Annotated in this window: 21 protein-coding genes; 13 read left to right on the top strand and 8 right to left on the bottom strand. The window is 43.6% G+C overall.

All coding sequences use genetic code 11. The features are described 5' to 3' along the window. Positions 1 to 147: 147 nt before the first annotated feature. From AB4384_RS15510 to AB4384_RS15450, 13 genes are all read left to right on the top strand, one after another. On the top strand, positions 148 to 1,140 hold the full coding sequence (locus tag AB4384_RS15510; RefSeq protein WP_017063893.1) for an ABC transporter substrate-binding protein: 993 nt from the start codon (positions 148 to 150) through the stop codon (positions 1,138 to 1,140). A gap of 147 nt (positions 1,141 to 1,287) precedes the next feature. After that, on the top strand, positions 1,288 to 2,187 hold the full coding sequence (locus AB4384_RS15505; protein ID WP_017059591.1) for a proline/glycine betaine ABC transporter permease: 900 nt from the start codon (positions 1,288 to 1,290) through the stop codon (positions 2,185 to 2,187). Beyond that, positions 2,180 to 3,412, top strand: a complete 1,233-nt coding sequence (locus AB4384_RS15500) for a glycine betaine/L-proline ABC transporter ATP-binding protein (RefSeq protein WP_372129784.1) — start codon at positions 2,180 to 2,182, stop codon at positions 3,410 to 3,412. Before AB4384_RS15505 ends, AB4384_RS15500 begins: the two co-directional genes overlap by 8 nt. Before the next feature lie 379 nt (positions 3,413 to 3,791). Continuing rightward, a complete protein-coding gene (locus AB4384_RS15495; RefSeq protein WP_372129783.1) occupies positions 3,792 to 4,196 on the top strand; it encodes an Hpt domain-containing protein in 405 nt (134 codons plus the stop codon). Positions 4,197 to 4,419: 223 nt separating this feature from the next. Continuing rightward, positions 4,420 to 5,931 carry a sigma-54 dependent transcriptional regulator gene (locus AB4384_RS15490; RefSeq protein WP_136978470.1) on the top strand — a complete coding sequence of 504 codons (1,512 nt, stop codon included), beginning with the start codon at positions 4,420 to 4,422 and terminating at the stop codon, positions 5,929 to 5,931. After that, a complete protein-coding gene (locus AB4384_RS15485; RefSeq protein WP_372129782.1) occupies positions 5,912 to 7,018 on the top strand; it encodes a glycosyltransferase family 4 protein in 1,107 nt (368 codons plus the stop codon). Before AB4384_RS15490 ends, AB4384_RS15485 begins: the two co-directional genes overlap by 20 nt. A 252-nt stretch (positions 7,019 to 7,270) precedes the next feature. Further along, positions 7,271 to 8,647: an O-antigen ligase family protein gene (locus AB4384_RS15480; protein ID WP_372129781.1), complete on the top strand. Its 1,377-nt coding sequence runs from the start codon at positions 7,271 to 7,273 to the stop codon at positions 8,645 to 8,647. 92 nt (positions 8,648 to 8,739) lie between these two features. Then, positions 8,740 to 9,525 (top strand): DapH/DapD/GlmU-related protein, encoded by a 786-nt coding sequence (locus tag AB4384_RS15475; protein WP_017059585.1) that lies wholly within the window; start codon positions 8,740 to 8,742, stop codon positions 9,523 to 9,525. Beyond that, a complete protein-coding gene (locus tag AB4384_RS15470) occupies positions 9,518 to 10,636 on the top strand; it encodes a glycosyltransferase (protein ID WP_372129780.1) in 1,119 nt (372 codons plus the stop codon). The genes AB4384_RS15475 and AB4384_RS15470 overlap by 8 nt, the downstream gene beginning before the upstream one ends. After that, a complete protein-coding gene (locus tag AB4384_RS15465) occupies positions 10,633 to 12,057 on the top strand; it encodes a Wzz/FepE/Etk N-terminal domain-containing protein (RefSeq protein ID WP_017063900.1) in 1,425 nt (474 codons plus the stop codon). The genes AB4384_RS15470 and AB4384_RS15465 overlap by 4 nt, the downstream gene beginning before the upstream one ends. A gap of 367 nt (positions 12,058 to 12,424) precedes the next feature. After that, positions 12,425 to 13,525, top strand: a complete 1,101-nt coding sequence (locus AB4384_RS15460; protein ID WP_372129779.1) for a glycosyltransferase — start codon at positions 12,425 to 12,427, stop codon at positions 13,523 to 13,525. After that, entirely contained in the window at positions 13,522 to 14,709 is a 1,188-nt protein-coding gene (locus AB4384_RS15455) for a glycosyltransferase family 2 protein (protein ID WP_017059581.1), read from the top strand. The genes AB4384_RS15460 and AB4384_RS15455 overlap by 4 nt, the downstream gene beginning before the upstream one ends. Before the next feature lie 9 nt (positions 14,710 to 14,718). After that, positions 14,719 to 15,378 (top strand): sugar transferase, encoded by a 660-nt coding sequence (locus AB4384_RS15450; protein ID WP_017063903.1) that lies wholly within the window; start codon positions 14,719 to 14,721, stop codon positions 15,376 to 15,378. A gap of 253 nt (positions 15,379 to 15,631) precedes the next feature. On the opposite strand, the gene AB4384_RS15445 is transcribed toward AB4384_RS15450, so the two are convergent. From AB4384_RS15445 to AB4384_RS15410, 8 genes are all read right to left on the bottom strand, one after another. Continuing rightward, the gene (locus AB4384_RS15445; protein ID WP_372129778.1) at positions 15,632 to 16,147 is read right to left on the bottom strand and encodes a GNAT family N-acetyltransferase; all 516 of its coding nucleotides are present in this window, start codon (positions 16,145 to 16,147) and stop codon (positions 15,632 to 15,634) included. Positions 16,148 to 16,225: 78 nt separating this feature from the next. Continuing rightward, complete coding sequence (locus AB4384_RS15440; protein ID WP_017063905.1) at positions 16,226 to 16,507, bottom strand: hypothetical protein; 282 nt, start codon at positions 16,505 to 16,507, stop codon at positions 16,226 to 16,228. Positions 16,508 to 16,701: 194 nt separating this feature from the next. After that, on the bottom strand, positions 16,702 to 17,106 hold the full coding sequence (locus tag AB4384_RS15435) for a DUF1801 domain-containing protein (protein WP_372129777.1): 405 nt from the start codon (positions 17,104 to 17,106) through the stop codon (positions 16,702 to 16,704). A gap of 104 nt (positions 17,107 to 17,210) precedes the next feature. Then, positions 17,211 to 17,675 carry a hypothetical protein gene (locus AB4384_RS15430; RefSeq protein WP_372129776.1) on the bottom strand — a complete coding sequence of 155 codons (465 nt, stop codon included), beginning with the start codon at positions 17,673 to 17,675 and terminating at the stop codon, positions 17,211 to 17,213. 14 nt (positions 17,676 to 17,689) lie between these two features. Beyond that, complete coding sequence (locus AB4384_RS15425) at positions 17,690 to 18,112, bottom strand: hypothetical protein (RefSeq protein ID WP_372129775.1); 423 nt, start codon at positions 18,110 to 18,112, stop codon at positions 17,690 to 17,692. Positions 18,113 to 18,273: 161 nt separating this feature from the next. Then, positions 18,274 to 18,801, bottom strand: coding sequence for an AAA family ATPase (locus AB4384_RS15420; protein WP_372129774.1), 528 nt, complete (start codon positions 18,799 to 18,801; stop codon positions 18,274 to 18,276). Next, entirely contained in the window at positions 18,798 to 19,010 is a 213-nt protein-coding gene (locus AB4384_RS15415; protein ID WP_372129773.1) for a hypothetical protein, read from the bottom strand. The genes AB4384_RS15420 and AB4384_RS15415 overlap by 4 nt, the downstream gene beginning before the upstream one ends. 641 nt (positions 19,011 to 19,651) lie before the next feature. Then, positions 19,652 to 20,077 carry a hypothetical protein gene (locus AB4384_RS15410; protein ID WP_372129772.1) on the bottom strand — a complete coding sequence of 142 codons (426 nt, stop codon included), beginning with the start codon at positions 20,075 to 20,077 and terminating at the stop codon, positions 19,652 to 19,654. Positions 20,078 to 20,238 lie beyond the last annotated feature (161 nt).

The raw sequence follows: 20,238 nt of genomic DNA, 5'->3' as shown, positions 1-20,238 counted from the left end.
TTTGCACGTTTATCTATTCAAACTTCACCCATCCCTCCTTCTGCTCAAATGGTTCAAATACACGGAAAGGATCACCATCGAGCAATTTAGATAATCAATTTACCTTGGTTACCTTAGTTGTATTATTAAAGAGAAAGGAAACTCAATATGAAATACAAGTTAAGCTCCGTATTTTTGTTAGTAGCAGCAGCCAGCGGTAATGCTAACGCTGGAGAATGTGGCAGCGTAACAATCGCAGATATGAACTGGAACTCTGCAACACTGATCGCCAATATCGACCAATTCATCCTTGAACATGGTTATGGGTGTGATGCTGAACTTATCCCTGGCGACACTATGCCAACAGGCACGTCTATGATCGAAAAAGGCCAGCCTGATGTTGCACCTGAACTTTGGAGCAACAGCTTAAAAGACGCATTAGATAAAGGTGTTGAAGAAAAACGTCTTCGCTACGCAGGTAAAGCACTTGTGAACGGCGGCGAAGAAGGCTTTTGGGTTCCAGCTTACCTAGTAAAACAGTACCCTGAAATGGCAACCATCGAAGGCGTACGCAAAAACGCAAGCTTATTTAAACACCCTGAAGACCCAGATACATCTGCATTCTACAGCTGCCCTGCAGGCTGGAACTGTCAGATCAGCGCCGGAAACCTGTTTAATGCTCTTGAGCTAGAAAACAGCGGTTTCACGATTGTTGATCCAGGCTCGAGTGCCGGCTTATCTGGCTCTATCGCAAAAGCTTATGAACGTGAAGAAGCTTGGTTTGGTTACTACTGGGCACCGACGGCTGTGCTAGGTAAATACGACATGGTTAAAGTCGACTTTGGCAGTGGCGTTAATGAGGAAGAGTTCCTTAACTGTACCACTAAAGAAGATTGTGAATCGCCAAAAGCGACCATGTACCCGCCTTCACCTGTTCACACGATTACCACTGAAAGTTTTGCGTCACGTGCTCCTGAAGCATACGACTACTTTACTAAACGTGGTTTCACGAACGACAAAATGAACTCGCTACTTGCATGGATGGAAGACAACCAAGCTGATGGCGAAGAAGCGAGTCTGCATTTCTTAAGTGAATTCCCAGAAGTATGGCACCCATGGGTTTCTGAAGAAGTGGCTAAGAAAGTTGAAGCAGAGCTGTAAGAGCTTGATTTAATAACAAGTAATTACGCTTCAACAATAAAACAGAAATAACGTCGCTATACTTGATGTTATTCATGATTCGGAGCCCTTTTCATTAGCGATTTTCTTATCGCATGGACAAGTGGCTCCGAACTATAAGGATATAAAATGGCTGACAGCAATTGGTTATCAAGCTTTCCAGAGATGGAACGCGGTGATTTACGAACCATAAAAAAGACGCTAGATGGCGCATACCGTGAATTTTCCCGTGAATACGGCGAAATGATTGAATCTCTCTTTGACCCTCTTCTTTCATTCCTCGTTTGGTTTGAAAAACTCCTTATCTCAACACCTTGGATTATAGTCCTGGCTGTGTGTACCAGCCTTGTCTACGCAGCAAGCCGTTCTTGGAAACTGGCTCTAGGCTGTGTTGCTTCTCTACTTCTCATTGGTTACTTTGGAATGTGGGAAGACACCATGCGGACGCTCAGTATCATCACTGTATGTACCTTGGTTTCAATATTCTTGGGCATTCCGATTGGTATTGCGATGGCTCGTTCAAATCGAGCTCAGTCAATTGTTACGCCGATGCTTGATATCATGCAAACCATGCCTGCGTTCGTTTATTTGATTCCAGTGGTAATGCTACTGGGCATCGGTAAGATTCCAGGGCTAATCGCCGTGGTTATCTACGCGATCCCACCTGTAATTCGTCTAACTAACCTAGGCATACGCTTAGTTGATAAAGAAGTCCTTGAAGCCGCTACCGCTTTCGGTGCGAGCAAAAAGCAACGCTTATGGGGTGTTCAACTTCCTCTAGCAATGCCAACGATCATGGCGGGTATTAACCAAACCATCATGATGGCACTGTCTATGGTTGTTATCGCATCCATGATTGGTGTGAAAGGCCTAGGACAACCGGTTCTCAAATCGATTACTAACCAGTACTTCACATTAGGCTTGATGAATGGTTTCGCCATCGTTGCCCTCGCAATCCTTTTTGACCGCGCTTCACAAGCGTACGCAAGAAGAACTAATGCGCATTTAGGAGGATTCAAGCATGACTAAACCATTGATTGAAATTAGTGGTCTGTACAAGGTGTTTGGACCGAAACCAATGTCTGTTATGAACCGAGTTCAAAACGGCGAACACAAAGATCAGATTCTTGCGGATACGGGTCATACCGTTGGTTTGAAAGAGATCAACCTTGAGATTAACCGTGGTGAAATCTTCGTTATCATGGGGCTTTCTGGCTCGGGTAAATCGACGCTGATCCGCCACTTCAACCGTTTGATTGACCCGACTCAAGGTAAAATCATGGTTGAAGGCATTGATGTGATGAGCCTCAACACTAAACAGCTAGAAGAGTTCCGTCGTCATAAAATGTCGATGGTATTCCAACGCTTTGGCTTAATGCCTCATCGCACTGTGGTTGAAAACGTTGCGTACGGGTTGGAAGTACAAGGCATCAAAAAAGAAGACCGTTTAGCGAAAGCCAACGAATGGTTAGAAACGGTGGGCTTAAAAGGTTACGGCAAGCAATACCCAGCGCAACTTTCAGGTGGTCAGCAACAACGTGTTGGGCTTTCGCGCGCTCTGTGTACTAACGCTGAAATCTTGTTAATGGATGAAGCCTTTTCGGCACTCGACCCTTTGATTCGAAGTGAAATGCAAGACCAGCTTATTGAACTTCAAGAGAAGCTTCATAAGACGATTGTTTTCATCACACATGATCTGGACGAAGCACTCCGCCTAGGCGATAGAATCGCAATTTTGAAAGACGGCGAGTTAGTACAACAAGGCACACCACATGAGATTCTGCTAAATCCAGCCGATGATTACGTGGAAGCGTTCGTGAAAGACGTAAACCGTGCTCGTGCACTGACCGTTGAAACCGTTATGCAGCCTCCTCTGTATCGAATCACATCAGAAACAATTGAAGGTGCTTTGGCACAAATGAAGATGCTTAAAAACGATTACGCTTATCACGTAACAGATGACGGCTATCAAGGCCTAGTCACACAAGAAAGTCTACAAGACGCAGTTGAAGATTCATCGGTACATGATTTTAGTGATGAGATATACGAAGAAGTCCCTGCCATCTTACCAGATGCGGTGATTGAAGAAGTGCTACCAGATACTATGTCTTGTGACTACTCTCTTCCAGTTGTTGATGAAGACGGTAATCTAAAAGGTGAACTAGAGAGAAGCGCTGTTGCTGATATCTTCTCAGAAAGTCGCGAGGAAGAAGTAGAAGCCGACCCAAAGCCAAAGATTGATAAAGCTTCGTAGTCCTACTTTTCGTGATTTAAAGCTCGGCTGTTTAAATTATCGCTATTTGCGTTATCGCTATTTAGATTAGCCCAAACTGCTTACCCCGCTCTAAGACCACTGTTGTTAATTCACTGCAGTGGTCTTTTTTATTTGTATCGGGCTCGTTTTCTTCTGAGATCTACCCGCACCTTAGGCTTTATAGGCACCTAAGTTTATATTTCATAAGAGAAAACAAAATAAAATCAGTCCGTTAGGTTTGTCACAAACCCAATAGCAAGATGAGTGAGATGCCAATTAAATGCTCTATTTGTACGGCAACCAGTTGAAATTATTCTAGAAAATGACTAAAACTTAATAGTATTAACAGATATTAAGCTCAATAAAAGGACTTAGTTTGATGAATTCTACTTTAGCGTCAGACGTAGCTACAAATCTAAACTCACAACAAGTGAGCGAGCTTGTCGATGGAAGCGTTCTGGAGCAAATGATTCGCGATACAAGTGCGGACATTATCCCTATCTTGATCGACCATTATGTCGAAGAATCACAAACACGCTTGGTCGCTATAAAAGAGGCAGTCACGCAGAAAGACGCTCAAACACTTGAGTTCGAGGTCCACACTCTCGGCAGCACAGCGCTTTCGTTAGGTAATCGCCCTTTGGGTGAATTAGCTCGAGCTTTAGAAAAGCTATGTTTAGAACAGAGTCATGATGCGGCATTTCGACAAGTTGATGAATTACTAGAGCTCGCAGAGCGTTCAATAAAAGCCTTGCTTGAAAGGAAAGAGGCAGGCTTCAGCTAGCTTTGCATGTTCATTATCGGTATCAGATTAAAAACTCAAAACAGTCGTTATTAATATAGTCGCCATAAGATGGGCTCCATCATGAACAGCAATGCGAGAAGTTATACAGGCCGCTTCTTAAAAGATTGCATGTGGTAGATAACAAATACACAAGACTCGTATTGATGGTTGCATATCACTATGTTATTGATTGGTTAGGATAAAGTTTCAAAAGGAATACACAATGCGCCCTAAGGTATTGTTAGTTGAAGACTCCACCTCACTCGCCGTACTCTACAAGCAGTACGTAAAAGACGAGCCCTATGATATTTTCCACGTCGAAACCGGCGCGGAAGCTAAGACCTTCATTGAAAGGCACTCTCCACAGCTTGTGATTCTCGACCTTAAGCTTCCTGACATGCCAGGCGAAGAAGTCTTAGATTGGATTACTGCTAACGAAATACCGACCGCTGTCATCATCGCGACAGCGCATGGTTCAGTAAACATCGCGGTAGACCTTATCCAACGCGGTGCAGAAGACTTCTTAGAGAAACCCATTCAAGCCGATCGACTCAAGACCTCTGTTAGCTTGCATCTAAAAAGAGCGAAACTCGAAAACCTCGTCGATAACATGCAAAGCAAATTCGATCGTGATCGTTTTCATAATTTCATTGGCTCTTGCCTACCCATGCAGGCGGTTTACAAGATCATTGATTCGGTAGCACCAACCACTGCCAGCGTGTTTATTAACGGCGAAAGTGGTACAGGTAAAGAAGTGTGTGCGGAAGCGATTCACCAAGAGAGTCAGCGTAATGGTAAACCCTTCGTGGCCATTAACTGCGGCGCTATCCCTCGAGACCTAATGGAGAGTGAAATCTTCGGTCACGTTAAAGGTGCGTTTACCGGTGCGACAACCGACCGGAAAGGTGCAGCAATGCAAGCGCATGGCGGTACCCTATTTCTCGATGAGCTTTGTGAAATGGAACTGGAGATGCAGAAGAAGCTCCTCAGATTTTTGCAAACTGGTACGTTTACTCCACTCGGTGGCAACCGCGAGATTAAAGTGGATGTCAGAATTATCTGTGCGACCAACCGCGATCCACTGGTTGAAGTAGAAGAAGGACGTTTTAGAGAAGACCTTTACTATCGTGTTCACGTTGTGCCTATCGAAATGCCACCGCTTCGCGAGCGAGGGAGTGACATTGTCACTCTTTGCAATCATTTCTTGAAGCTGTACGCGAAGCAAGATAAGAAGAAGTTTAAATCAATAGACAAAGAAACGCAGAATCTACTTAAACGTTATGCGTGGCCAGGCAATGTGCGTCAGTTGCAAAACATCATCCGTAACATAGTGGTGTTGAACAATGAAACGAGCGTGACTAAAGACATGTTACCGCCTCCGATTAATAAAGTAGATGCCGCTCCATCATCTAAATCAGTGACACCAATTCGAGTAACTGCGCCTCAACCTGCAGTTGTTGAAGCACCAGAAGCTAAGTTGCCACCGATTACTCCGGAAGAGTTGGAACAATCGTCAGTTGCTCAAGCTCACAATGAGCCGATGACGCCTGCATTTACCACAAGCGAAGGTGCTATTCGTCCAATGTGGCAAATAGAACGTGAAGCCATTCAACATGCCATCAATCATTGCGATGGGAATGTGTTAAACGCTGCTGTGCTGCTAGAACTTAGCCCTTCTACTGTTTATCGTAAGAAACAGGCTTGGGAATCGGAAGATGAGTACAATCAAGCCTAACCAAGGTGTACTCGACATAAACCTTCATGAGATTTGGCTGTTGATCGACAGCCAAACTTTTGGAGGCATAGAAACGCATGTTTTAGAATTAGCACAAGGCCTGATATCGGAAAGCGCTCAGTATTCAGAGGCTGTTCGTATCGTTCTTTTGACTAAGTTTAATCCTGAAGCGATCATCGTTGAAAAGTTGAATGCGCTGAACATCCCTTTTAGTTACCTCTCCGATTTAGCCTCATGTTCTGTAGATTCAAATGGCAATAGCGCGACACAGCTGAAACGTGCAGTTCAACATTATCAACCAAGGCTTATCCATGCTCATGGTTACAAAGCCAGTTTGGTCAGCAAGTTAATCAAGCTTCCGCCTCGTTTCAACAACACAAAGCAAATCACCACTTATCACGCAGGTGAAACCCCAACAGGCAAAGTATGGCTTTATGATTGGCTCGACCGTTACAGCAGTTTTCTTTCTGATCAGTCGCTCGTGGTCAGTGAAAAGATTAAAGCGAAAGTGCCGAGTCAAACCCATCAATTGAATAACTTTGTTAAAATGCCAACCGGGTTAACAAGCTCCCCTTCATCAAGCCCATTCCATGTTGGTTTTGTGGGGCGATTGAGCCATGAAAAAGCGCCTGATCGATTTGTTGCATTAGCCAAACAGTTTCCTGATGTTCGGTTTGAGCTTTTTGGTGACGGGCCAGAAATGGACATCTTAGTTAAATCGCAGCCTGATAATGTGACCTTTCATGGGCATCAGACCAATATGGACGACGTCTGGAGCCAAATCGATCTGTTAATCATCCCTTCTCGCTTTGAAGGCTTACCTATGGCGGCATTAGAAGCCATGATTCGTGGCATTCCCGTTCTCGCCACCTCAGTTGGTAACTTGCCTCAACTCATCGAGCATCAAGTTAACGGCTACCTTGCAAATTCAGAAGCTGAGCTAGAACAGTTTTTATCTTTGTGGATGTCATTGACGAGCGAACAACGTGACTCTCTCAAGAGTCACGCGATAGAAACCGTGAAAAACCAATACTCACCACAAGCCGTTGTCCCACAGTTGTTGGAAATCTATCAACTCGACCGTTAATACTCGTCTTTGTAGTTAACTGTTCATTTTGGCTTGATGATTTAAGTACTTTAGACAGTTTTATACTGATTCTCAAAATGACAAAACTCACCTCAAGGCTACGCCCTCACTTAATAATCCAACATTAAATCAGTAAGTTAAACAAAATGCATAACTGGCACTCACTTTGCAATCTTTAACATCAGGCGTAACTACGTCTTAAAAAGATTACGAGCCGAGTCCTAAAGAGTTTATTTGCCAATAGAGGTCACAATGGTCAACCCTGAAGCCAATAGATTGCCAGTCATCATCACGATCAGCACCTTGTGTGTTGGGCTTGGTGTTGTTTGGTACTTTGTGCCTCACCCTGCTGTCATTGTGGCGCTCGCTCTTGTGCCATTAGCCGGCTTATTCGTGTTAAACAAGACATTCTGGTTAGTTCTATTGTTCGTTGTCTTTTCATTTTTCCGAATTCACGAAGCTATACCTCAGCTCTATTCGCTAAAAATACCGCTGATGCTTTCATTAGGCGCTCTGTCGGCTCTTCTATGGCATGCATTAATCAGTAAAGAACTTAAAATCTTCTGGCACCCTTGTTTAAATTGGCTCGCCATATTTTGGGTATTGGTTCTCATTGGTATTGTCTTCGCGTCTAACAGGCCAATAGCACTGGCAGAATTCAAGGGCGTTTATTGGAAAATTATCGTGATGACGCTTGCGATTACTTGGCTAGTAAATACCACGGAAAATCTCGCAAAAACCGCGATGACGATTATCTACGCTGGCGCTTTAGTCAGCTCTATTGCCGTGTACAACTCAGTAAATGGTATTGGGCTTGTCGAGGGCTCACGCGTGACTATTGGCCGCGATTTTGGCTCTATGTTAGGTGACCCGAACGACCTAGCACTGGTACTGATGTTCCCACTCGCCTTTACAATAAGCCAAGCCACCACGACTGGCATCTCACGATCCAAACGTTTAATCAGTGCCTTAGTTTGTCTGTTACTGCTCGCCGCCATTATTGCCACTCAAAGCCGTGGCGGATTACTGGGTTGTATTGCGGTGATTGGTATTTTTGCGTGGAAGCTAGTGCGCTCTAAAGTTCTCTTAATCTCAGTGGGAACTGTCGCGGCCGTGGTGCTCTATTTAGTTGCTGGTATCTCAGACAGATCTTCTGGTGGTGCCGCTGAACAAGGTATCGATGAATCTGCAATGGGTCGAATCTATGCTTGGGAAGCAGCAATAAAGATGGCAGTTGAGAATCCACTGACCGGCGTAGGGTTGAACAACTTCTTCTCGAACTACTTCTTTTACAGTTCCCATTGGGACGGACTGAATCACGCCGTTCACAGTACCTGGTTTGGTGTGTTGGCAGAAACAGGCTTTATTGGTCTGATCATTTTTGTCTGCCTTATCGTTTCTTTGATCAAAACCTCTCGCTCTACGCTAACGAGGTTAAAAAACTCGGCCACAGAAATCGCCCCCGAACTCAATGCGGTCGCCTATGCGATCTATGCAGGTCTGATTGGAACAATCGTGTCGGGTACATTTTTGACTCAAGGCTTCAACTGGCCGATTTATATCCTCGCAGCACTCACAGTTTGCGTCTCAAATGTATCTCAAACTGCCTGTCAAAATGAGAAAACCTAAAAGACACATTTTAACCTATTGAAAATATTATATTTATTAGATGGCACAATATATGAAAGTACTTCTATATAACAAAAAAGAGGATTTTCATTATGACGTCAGTATCTATACATCAATTCAAACATTGGCTTAAGTTTCATCCTAATTCTCGAATTAGAAATGTGTTTTTCATTTTAAAAAACATCAGAAGCGCAGAGCTACCTACCCCTAAACTATTTAATCGCTGTCTATATCAAGCGCACAAGCTAGTGGTGAATCTGGTTTCTGGCTTTACGCGATTCTTCTACTGGACTCCGGCTTTCAAAGGTCGTGTGGCTCAATGTGGCAAACGCCTGTATTTGTATGGTGGACTGCCTTTCGTCAGCGGTCCGGTGCAAATTACGATTGGCGACAACTGCCGTATCTCTGGCCACACGACATTCTCTGGTTGTACTCAACAACTTGAAGGCTTGGAACACCCACTATTGTCGATTGGCAATAACGTCGACATTGGTTGGCAGTCGACTATCGCTGTTGGAGGTAAAGTGGTTATCTCTGACAACGTACGAATCGCAGGCGGCGCTTTTCTATTTGGATACTCTGGACACCCGCTTGATGCAAAACGCCGAGCGCTAGGTGAAGGTGACGACCCTCAGCAAATCGGTGACATCATTCTTGAACCCGATGTTTGGTTAGGCACGAATGTGACGGTTAAAGGTGGCGTAACCATCGGCGAAGGTGCCGTAATAGCCGCAGGCAGCGTAGTAACAAAGAACATCCCGGCTTTTGCAATCGCAGGCGGTAACCCAGCTCGAGTTGTCGGTCACATTAAACCCGTTGAAGTGACAGAATCCGATATGTTCGATTCGTTAGAGACTCATGGAGGTGACCATGCGTGATTTAATCGTATTTGGTGAAGACTTTGGTGGCCTACCTTCATCGACTCAACATTTAGTTCGTCACCTTGCTAAGCAACACAAAGTCTTATGGGTCAACTCTATTGGCTTAAGACAACCGAAGCTGTCCGCTAAAGATGCCAGCCGAGCGTTCAACAAGTTGTTTGGTAAAACCAAAGCCGTTACTCAAAACATGCTCGACTCTGAGGGACACGACAACATTACTATCGTTAACTTAAAGACAATCCCTGCGCCTGCTTCTAAATTTTCTAGAAAGTTGGCTCAGCAAATGATGTTGCACCAACTAAAACCGATTATTGCGGAGCTTAATCTGAACGCGCCTATCCTATGGACTTCTCTTCCGACCGCTGTTGATTTGTGCGGACACTTAGGCGAGTCATCTGTGGTCTATTACTGCGGTGATGATTTTAGCGCGCTGGCTGGTGTTGATCATGACACCGTTGCACAGCACGAATCAGAGCTAATCGAAAAATCAACGCTTATATTCGCGGCTAGCAAAAAATTGATGGATAAATTTCCAAAGCATAAAGCGCACTTGCTACCACATGGTGTCGACGTAGACCTATTTTCAACACCCGCACCAAGAGCAAAAGATTTACCAAGCAACCGCCGCCCTATTGCTGGTTTTTATGGCAGCCTTTCTAAGTGGCTTGATTATGAAATGATTGATCATGTTGCGAATGCGATGCCGGAATGGGACTTTGTTTTCATAGGTCCAAACGAGCTTGATACGCTCATTCTGCCTAAGTTGAGTAACGTACATTACCTTGGCCCTCGTCCACACCACACGCTACCAAGCTATTCTCAACACTGGGATGTGAGCTTGTTGCCGTTTGTTGATAACGAGCAGATCCGAGCGTGTAGCCCACTCAAACTAATGGAATACCTTGCGGCGGGCACACCCATTATCACAACACCGTTCCCTGCTTTGGTTCCATACCAAGAGCACGTGACCACGGTTGGCAGTGCCAACCAAATGATTTGGGCGCTTGATCATGCACGCCAACTAAGCAATTCACCTATCTCTGTCGTCGAACAAGAGAGCTGGGAGAACCGTGGTAACTTTGTACATTGGATGTTGGAGCTATTATGAATAATCTGAAATTGCGGTTATTAGTCATCATCAATGCGATGTGGCGCCAACGCTACGTTATCGTTCTGCCAATGCTTATTTTGCCCTTTGTAGGCTTTGGTGTGAGCAAGTTGGCTCCAACTAAATATGACGCGCATACCAGTATGTTGATTCAAGAAACGGCCAAGATGAATCCATTCTTGGAAGACATTGCCGTTTCGACGATGCTCAAAGATCGGCTTAACGCATTAAGAACACTGCTTCACAGTCGACATGTGCTTTACTCGGTCGCTGATGAACTGCAATTAACCACGCCAGATATGCCTGAAATTGAGAAACAAGAGATCATTACTGACCTGTCTCAACGTCTAACGGTGACTCAGCTTGGAAAAGATTTTCTAAAGATAAGTCTAACGTCGAACACACCAAATGGAATGGAAGCGACGCTGCGCTCGGTAAGTGAACATTTCATTGAACAGTTACTCGCACCGGAACGTTCATCGATTGAAGATTCAAGTAACTTCTTGAAAATCCATATCGACAAACGTAGCGCAGAGCTTGCAGAAGCAGAAGAAGCGCTAGCTGCATACATGAATGAGAATGTTCATTCGACGCCTGAGGTACAGAGCCAAAGTTTGAATCGCTTAGCTTCACTAAAACAAACACTGGCAGAAAAAGAGGCCGAGTTATCGGGTGTCGAAAAAAGTTTAGGGTCAATCGACCAACAACTTTCAAGAACCAACCCTGTGATCGGTAAATTAGAAGACCAGATCATCGACATTCGTAGCGACCTTACCTTGTTACAAGCTAAATACACGGACAAGCACAGTGCTGTGCAAGCTAAAGTGCGTGAGCTAGACAGACTAGAGAATGAACGTAAGAGTTTGCTCGAGGTAACCCAGCCAACGATGAACAGCGACCAGCTTTGGGACATCGCAAGTAGTACGACACTGAACAAACTTTCTGATACCCAACCTCTTCTGGTCACTCAATTACACAGCCTACAGCTGGTTCGTGCTCGCTTTGAGTCTTTAACTGAAGAGACCAAAAGCCTTCGAACTATGATTTTCGAATTAGAACACAAGGCCAATAACTTCGGCGAAAATGCAAAAGAGATGTACCGCCTTAAACGTCAAGTTGAAATCAAACGTCAACTATATGATGAACTGACAGAGCGTTATGAAATGGCTCAACTAACGGGTTCGCTTGGTGTATTCGAGCAAAACAAACGTGTGAAGATTATCGATTTGCCTTTCACACCGAGTGTCAAATCTAACATGCCGACTTTTGTTTTTATTCTGGCTGGATTCGTTGCAGGTATCGGTTTGGGTATTGGTTTAGCGGTATTGTTTGAACTGTTTGATTCTTCAATCAAACGCAAAGACGAAATCGAAGATATCTTGGGTGTCCCTGTGATAACGGTGATCCCTAAAATGAGCTAGTCAGCCTCAAAGCCATTTTTGACTTGCTAGATTCACAGCTTTCTAATTTCCAAGCTTCGTGCATCCTAGAGCAAAACGCCAACACTCGGTTGGCGTTTTGTTTGTTTAAAGCCCCAAGTTCTAATGCTACTCTCGATTTACCCAAGCCCTATGATTCAACCTGCCATTCAATCGTATTTTGTTTTGATTCCCATTTTGAGAAATGAAAACCGCACTGGAATTGAATAACATAAGTAACTGAAAAATAAAGATTATTTAGTTGGCACAACTTCTGCAATCTCCTTGTGTAGTTAAACGTTTTAAAGAATTTACTTCAATAGAAACGTCAGAAAGGCGAAACAACAATTATAAAGGCAGGGTCCAAACTATGAATACGCATTTAACGAAGCATGGCAAAAAGATCATACACGTTGTTCAGCACCTTGCACCGGGTGGATTAGAAACCCTAACTCTGGATTTGCTCCGCCTTGCTAAACCAACAGACCAAGTGTTGATTGTCAGTTTAGAGGGTACTAAACAAGAGTCTATAAACAACTGGCCGAAGCTAGAGCCATACAAAAAGCAAATCGTCTTTTTGGATAAAGCACCAGGCGTACAATTCAATATCATTATTAAGCTAATTAAAGCCTTCAACGCGATTCGCCCTGATGTGGTTCATACCCATCATATTGGCCCACTGTTATACGCTGGTTATGCCGCTCGCGTAACCGGGGTTCCAACTCGAATCCATACCGAACATGACGCTTGGCATCTGAACAACAACAAACATCGTCGATTACAAGCGCTTGCTTTAAAAGCTGCTCAACCAACGTTAGTTGCCGACGCGACACGTGTTTATAACCAACTACGCACTGCTTTTTCTTATGAGAACATCATTACCATCAAAAATGGCGTTGATTGTGAGAAGTTTAAGCCGATGTCGAAAGAACACGCGAGAGCAAAACTAAACCTGCCGACAGACAAACACATCATCGGTTGTGCAGGTCGACTAGAACATGTCAAAGGCCAAGACCAACTTATTAAAGCACTGACTCTTTTACCTGCAAACATGGTTGTCGCATTGGCTGGCGGCGGTACTAAACGCAATCAACTAGAGCAACTGACTAGCCGCTTGAATCTGAGTGACCGAGTCATCTTTCTTGGCTTAGTTGAAGACATGACCACGTTTTACGGAGCGTTGGATACGTTCTGCCTACCTTCACGCCACGAAGGGCTGCCGCTTTCTACACTTGAAGCTCAAGCATGCAATATTCCAACCGTCGCAATGGACGTTGGTGCCGTCGATGAAACCTTATGTCCAGTCAGCGGCGCCCTCGTCAAAAGCGGCAGCATTGTGGGGTTAGCTAGTGCGCTATTAGAAAAGCAAAATGAACGCTTTTTGTCACCTCGTCGTTACGTACTCGAAAAATTCGACATCATCAAAATGGTTTCGTCTTACAACGATATATCAGAAGGAGCTTACGCATGATTGATTGGTTGCTTGCGGGACTTTGTTTGTTTTCAGGTGCGTTGATTGTCTATCATCACGCAGCCTACCCTTTGTTACTGCGTTGGTATGCGAAAAGCCACCCCGCACGCAAAGTTGAAGAGAGTCATCGTTGCTACAAAGAGGAACAGCAAGATTGCACGTTGCCGACCATCACCGTTCTTGTTCCTGCATTTAACGAAGAACAGTGGATCGCAGACAAGATTCGTAACCTTGCTTCACTCGATTACCCAAAAAAGAAGTTGGAAGTCATTATCGCTTGCGATGGTTGCACTGATAACACAGTCGCCATTGCACAAATGACCATCCAAGAAGCGATGTGCAGTGATGTTTATTTTGAGATACATGACCATCAAGTAAACCGAGGTAAAGTCGCGGTTGTTAATGAAGAAGTGACACGTATAACCAGTGATATCACGGCGATGAGTGATGTTTCTGCCCTTATTTCATTGGATGCTTTGCTTATAGCTGCCGCTCATTTTGAAAGTGACAAGGTTGGAGTGGTAAACGCAACGTATCAACTTTGTCCAACAGGCAATGAAGGCGAAAACACGTATTGGCAGTACCAAACCGCGGTTAAAGAGTCTGAGGCTTCATTAGGTTCTAGCTTGGGTTCTCATGGCGCTTTCTACTTGTTTAGAACACACCTGTTTGAACTGCTTCCACTCAACACTATTAATGATGATTTCATCTTACCGATGCAAATCGTTAAACAAGGTTACATCGCCGAATACGAAACCCAAATGGTTGCATTAGAGCTAGAAGAATCGAACCTAGAAACAGACTTCAAAAGAAGACTTCGTATTTCAGCGGGCAACATGCAACAAGCGATTCGATTATTTGCCTTGTTCAGCCCGAAGTTTAAAGGCATCGCGTTTGCGTTCTTTTCAGGAAAAGGACTTCGCCTACTCACTCCCTATTTAATGATTGTGTGCTTAGTGTGCTCAATCTTACTTAGCAACTACTTGGTATTTGAAGCGCTGTTATGGGCTCAAGTTGCCGTTTATACCATTGGCGTCCTTGGCTGCATCTTGCCAAAGCGTCTAGTAAACAAACCTATTTCATTAATCTCTTATTTGATAGTTGGACACTACGCCAACTTCATTGGTGGCATTCGTTACCTAATCGGACTAGAAAACTCACCTTGGACACGAGCAAATCATTAAGGACTTATTATGATGAACATCGAACAGCTATCTACCCAAAACCTATACCAATACAAAATCTCACGTGCTAAACGTACTTTCGATTTTGTAAGCTCACTGATTGCTTTGATTTTGCTAGCGCCCGTATTTCCGTTGATTGCGATGGCGATTGCACTCACTTCTCGTGGCCCTATTTTCTACCGTCAATTGCGCGTTGGTAAATCGACACCGGAGAAAATGGAAATCTTTGAGATCATGAAATTCCGTAGCATGTACGAGGATGCAGAAACTCGCTCTGGTGCAGTTTGGGCTACCGCGAATGACCCACGAATCACGCCTGTTGGCCGCTTTTTGAGAAAGACACGTCTTGATGAACTACCACAACTGATCAATGTACTGAAAGGTGAAATGTCTCTAATTGGCCCGCGCCCTGAACGCCCTACTTTTTACACCAAACTAGAGAACGAAATTCCTTACTTTGCCGACCGTACATACGGTGTAATGCCTGGTATTACAGGGCTTGCACAAGTAAATCAAGGTTACGACACCTGTATTGATGATGTACGTCGTAAAGTAGGTTTTGACCACAGTTATGCACTAAGCCTATGTTCGGTTAAGTCTTGGATTGCCGCTGATCTCAGCATCATCTCTAAAACAATCATCGTAATGGTAGATGGTCGAGGTCGCTAAACCAGTATGGTCTAATGTGGATACAAAGCCTGTTTTCTATAAAGCCTTAGGGGGCGATTGGAGAGTCGCTAATGAAACACAGAGTGCCGAATTAGCCCACGTTAACTAGACTCGCTGCTCTCGGTTCTCAGTTGAATGGTGTAATAAGGTTTCTTCCCTATCAATTGACGTAAACATTGGCAATGAATGTATAACGCAGATGTGGCTTGAGTTAGGGATTAGAAATTAAGAGCTGAGAGCTCAGAGTTAAGAATTAAGAGTTAAGACGAGAAAGCTTATATTCATAGAAAACCACGGCACTTTTGTCAGAGGCTTGCTCAACAAAACCTAGCTTTTTAAGTAAGTTGGCAGAGGATATGTTTGAACGATCGACACCGCCAATCAGTGTTGACCATGACTCCATTTTAGCGACTTCTGTGATGAAACCCTTCAGTAGCTCACTCGCTAAACCCTTGCCCCAGAACTCTTCTGCAAGCAAGTAGCCAATATGAGCATCACTTTCGTCTTCTACATAAGCGAACAGAAAACCAATCAATTGATTATCGTTGGATTTCACTTGAAGTAAGCGGCTCCCCGACAACATTCGGTCGAGCCAAATTTCAGCCAGCTCACCTGACACAATACCATGAAAGTATGGTGGAAGGTTTTCAACGACTGACGGGATTAGAATGCCAGGTACTCGCTCAAGCAGAGCCGAACGTTCAGGAACAGTAAGTTCACCTGCGACTTCTTCTACTTTTAGTCTTTGAGTTTCAAACGAGATCGCCATGCGTCCTGCCCAATTTGATAAAAATGCGGATTATACACCTGAGTTCTCGTGTTGGCTTCGTTTCCAGGCTAAAGCAAACTAAAGAACAGCCACGCCTTCAACTTCAATCACTGAGTTAACATTTGCTCGCTCGATTATCTTGAGTAACGTCGTTTGAACTAACTCATTATCTCGGATTTCGGTTTCACAAGAAAAACGCTCTTCTTGAACACCATCGCCCTCACCCAGCATAAATTGAACTGCGACTTCCGTTGCGAGATCTTTGGTCGCTCCGTAGTACGCTAACGTGATTTTTGGGTATCCGTGGTCGCCTTTTTTAACCTGCTTTGCGATACGTTTCTTGGCTTTATCTAAATTCATGCAACTTCCTTTTAAGACTGAAATACAAGGTGACTAGAACACCTTTTTAAACGGTAAGCAATACAATCAGCGTTGGTTATAGAGATTCCCTAGCCTCTTGATACTAATCAAGATGGTACAGTCTTAGCACTTTAAAGAGTGATAGCTAGAACACAGAAAACCTGTTTAAGAAATATAATGACAACACATAAGAATTACGCGCCAAGAAGCGGTAGATGTTTTCGTTGTTGATAAGTTAAGGCTAACTCTAAGCACTGCTTGATTGGTGCTTTGGGAAGTGGTTCAGTTAGGTTCAAGACGATTGCCCGATTACCTTGAAATACCAATGTGCCATCGTGCAATTCTCTGAATGTGTCGACTAGCTTCGTTTGACAGTTAAAGAACAAGTAATAGTTGTTTGGTGACTTCAATTTCCAATCGATTCGAATTGGACTGCCCGTCTTAACGCTGTAACTCGGCTCGCCCCATTTCAGAGACTCTTCGACTTCACCTAAATCCAAATCAGAGCAAAGCTCAAAGATTAATGAACGCAACTCTTCAAGCCGAGCTCGAACATCATCGGGATACTCGTCGAAATGTGTTTTGATTGCTCTGTCCATTCAACCTCCGATTCATTTGTTGTGATATTAAAGTCCAGCTCACTTAAAGCATAGAACCTTAAACATTAGCCCAACTTTAAACGAAAAGTGCCAAGCCTCGTAAATCAATTTTGAGTTATCTGTTCGTTAGCGGTTTTCAAGGCCAGCTTTAAACCGTCCGTATCCTTACAACCAATGTAAACATGCTTTCCATTGCTTAGGCTTAACTTAAGCGCTGAACCTATCGATGCATTATACAACCAACCATCGCTCAGCATTCGGATACCAATACCTTGATACCACTTGCTTTGATAAAACGATGTCTCGGTAATGTCTGACACTTCTACATTCTTACGCCAAAAACCAAAGCCGAAATACCAACCTAGTACATTGTCTTTGACCTCAATGGTCATGGAGAAAAAGAGCAAAGCAATTAAACCATTGATGGCGTGAGCGACTAATGTCCCGGGGTTATTATCCGAGGTAACGACAATGAAAGCACTTATCGCAACAAGGATGTGCAGCAATCCCTTGTTGAATTCCTTACTATAAAACACAGTGACAACTCCTATAGACAACGAACAACCCATTAACTAGGCAACAGCTATCTTACAGCGGCCTTTCTAAATAATCGTAGTAAGTAATGCAGGCATACTCCCACAACCAAACCAAGTAGCATCGCCTTAATACTACCAACCCAAAGTATCAAGCCAGAATAACCTTGTCCCGGACCTAAGCCTTGTTTATTAATCACATCGACGAACATAAATCCGTTCCACAGCACATGCAGTGAGGCTGTAAATCCATGCACACAAATTGCGATGGTTCCAAGTAACTTGTACTTGCTAATGACTGGTGCGCCACAAAAAATGACAACAAGCCCAAAGGTCAAAATCAGAGGGCCCGACAGTACTAAAGTGAGTGTGATTACTTCAACGTGGCTCTCTATGCCATAACTGTATGTACAAAATACCATTGTCATTGAAAACAAAAGCGAAATGAGTGCGAACCATAGCGTTCTATTCATTGGGGTTCCCTGCCTTATAGTGGGTTTAGGACAAATTCGATAATCGACAGGAAGAACTAATTACCAAAAATACGGCATGAGAAATGCCCTTGTTACACGACTATTCGATGGACAACTCAGACTTTCATAAACCCAATGTAACGTGAGACTTAGAACATAAGCTAGATAGCAAAAAGGCCACTCACCTTCGCGCCTGACTGCATACCTTTTTGAGCTTCTTGTTGAACCCAAATAACATTTTCATTTGAAGTGGGAACCTCAAACCAAGACCAAAACAGATCTAACATTTCAGGTGTCACTTCATAAGACTTGCCATTGAGTTCCGAGTTGCGGCTAAATGCTCTCTGCTTACAAGTCTCAAACGGAACATCAAGGTAGTGAACTTCGCTGCCCACGCCTAGGTTTGATGCCCAACTTATAAAAGAATCTCGGTCGGACTTACGCCAAAAACCGAAGTCAAAAATCACCGGGACACCCAAGGAAAAGAGCTGCATTGCAGACTCCTTGAATAAACCTTGTAACGTAGCCAGCCGGCGATCAAAAACTTCACGCTCCATATGCTCGCCATACAAAGGAATCATCCACTCATCAATCGAGAAACGAAAGGCACCATGCTTTTCTGCAAGCGCTTTAGAGTAAGTAGTTTTACCTGAGCCAATAAAGCCACATACGAAGTAGATTTTAGTCATGATGCTCCATTAGTCTCCTTGTTACGCATGATTCTTTCTTTTAGAAGTGTACCAATACTGCTAACTACAAACGTAAAAGCAAAAGCCACAAGTGGTCGATAGAAATCAAACGCACCATCCGTCATAAAAAAGTACTGATGAATGGCAACACCAAAACCAACACCAACACCTAATGCCAGCTTCAGATTCTTTAAAATTCCTTGTTTCATGTTCATTCCCTCGTAGAAAGCAACACTATGTATAGGTGTGAGTGACGTTATGACCAGACCTTAAACCATTGTTACATAAACACTGAGATTGAAGTAAGCCGAAAACAACAGCGCTGGGCATTAGTCTTAAATGCTATGTCGGGCTAATTTTTCCTGACGTTCTTGAGTGCATGTTTGATCTTATCGTAAATAAAACTAAGAACCGCACCGACAAAGACAAATAAACTAAGGTCAATCAGAGCAAGCTTAAGACTGAACGGATCTGAAAACAGGTTATAGGTGAATCCCATTTGCAAACCAATAAATTTAGCTAAAAAAATTGTAGGTATGATCAGAAGTATATTCACGTATGACCTGAAAAATTGACTAGAAGTAGAGTTCTAAAGCACATACTACTTTTGCTCATTTCTCAGGCAAGGAAATAGGTCTCGATTTACCCTGAAACGGGGATGCAATATGAATTTCAACACGATGAGTGGTGCGCCCTGTTCAAGGCGGAGTAACGCAATGCCGAAGCAGCCTTATACTTCTTAAATGGCTAATACAAAGGCATAGTTAAAATGCCGTGTGTTGTGAATCACTCTTGAACAGCTCGGATGGATAATAAGCACTCCAATCTAGTAAGATGAGGCTCAGACTTGCTATACGTTACTTCCAAGCTCAGAATTTGGCCTCAACTTATTGCTAAAAACGAACAGGCAACTAACCAAAATGCCTATCTCGAAAAGCTGACATAGAAAAGATGCTGTCTTAAACACCAGACCAGATTCCATCCAGGGCATCGCTATTTCCATTAGCACAGCGGCAAAAACCAAAGCATACCCAACCCATTGATGCCACTTACCTAACATGGGTGAAAAATGATAGAAAGCTAACAAATAGAGCACCGAAAAAAAAGGCATTATAAACCAAGTGAAATATTCAAGAATTTCAACTAACGAGCGACCAACTTCGCCCAAAATCACCATTAGAATCGGGATAATAAAATTGAGTATCATGTAAAGAAACGGGTAGATAAGAATACCCAAGGTAAGATACCGAACCGACTTTTTAACTCTAGTTTCCACTTGTACTACCTTCTCAAGTTGGAGTAGCGCATGACTCCCAATTAACTTGCTTAGCAATACAAAGATTCAGCATTGTGCCATAAACACTAAAACTGGAGTAAAAGCAAAAATGCCAAGCGTTGGGAATCCCTCTTAAATTGCTTGTATGGATAATAAGCGCT

Source organism: Vibrio sp. 10N.261.51.A4, assembly GCF_041471945.1.
In the GTDB taxonomy this organism is placed as follows: domain Bacteria; phylum Pseudomonadota; class Gammaproteobacteria; order Enterobacterales; family Vibrionaceae; genus Vibrio; species Vibrio crassostreae_C.
The sequence above is the reverse complement of the archived record's forward strand: the minus strand, read 5'-3'. Positions and strand labels throughout refer to the sequence as shown.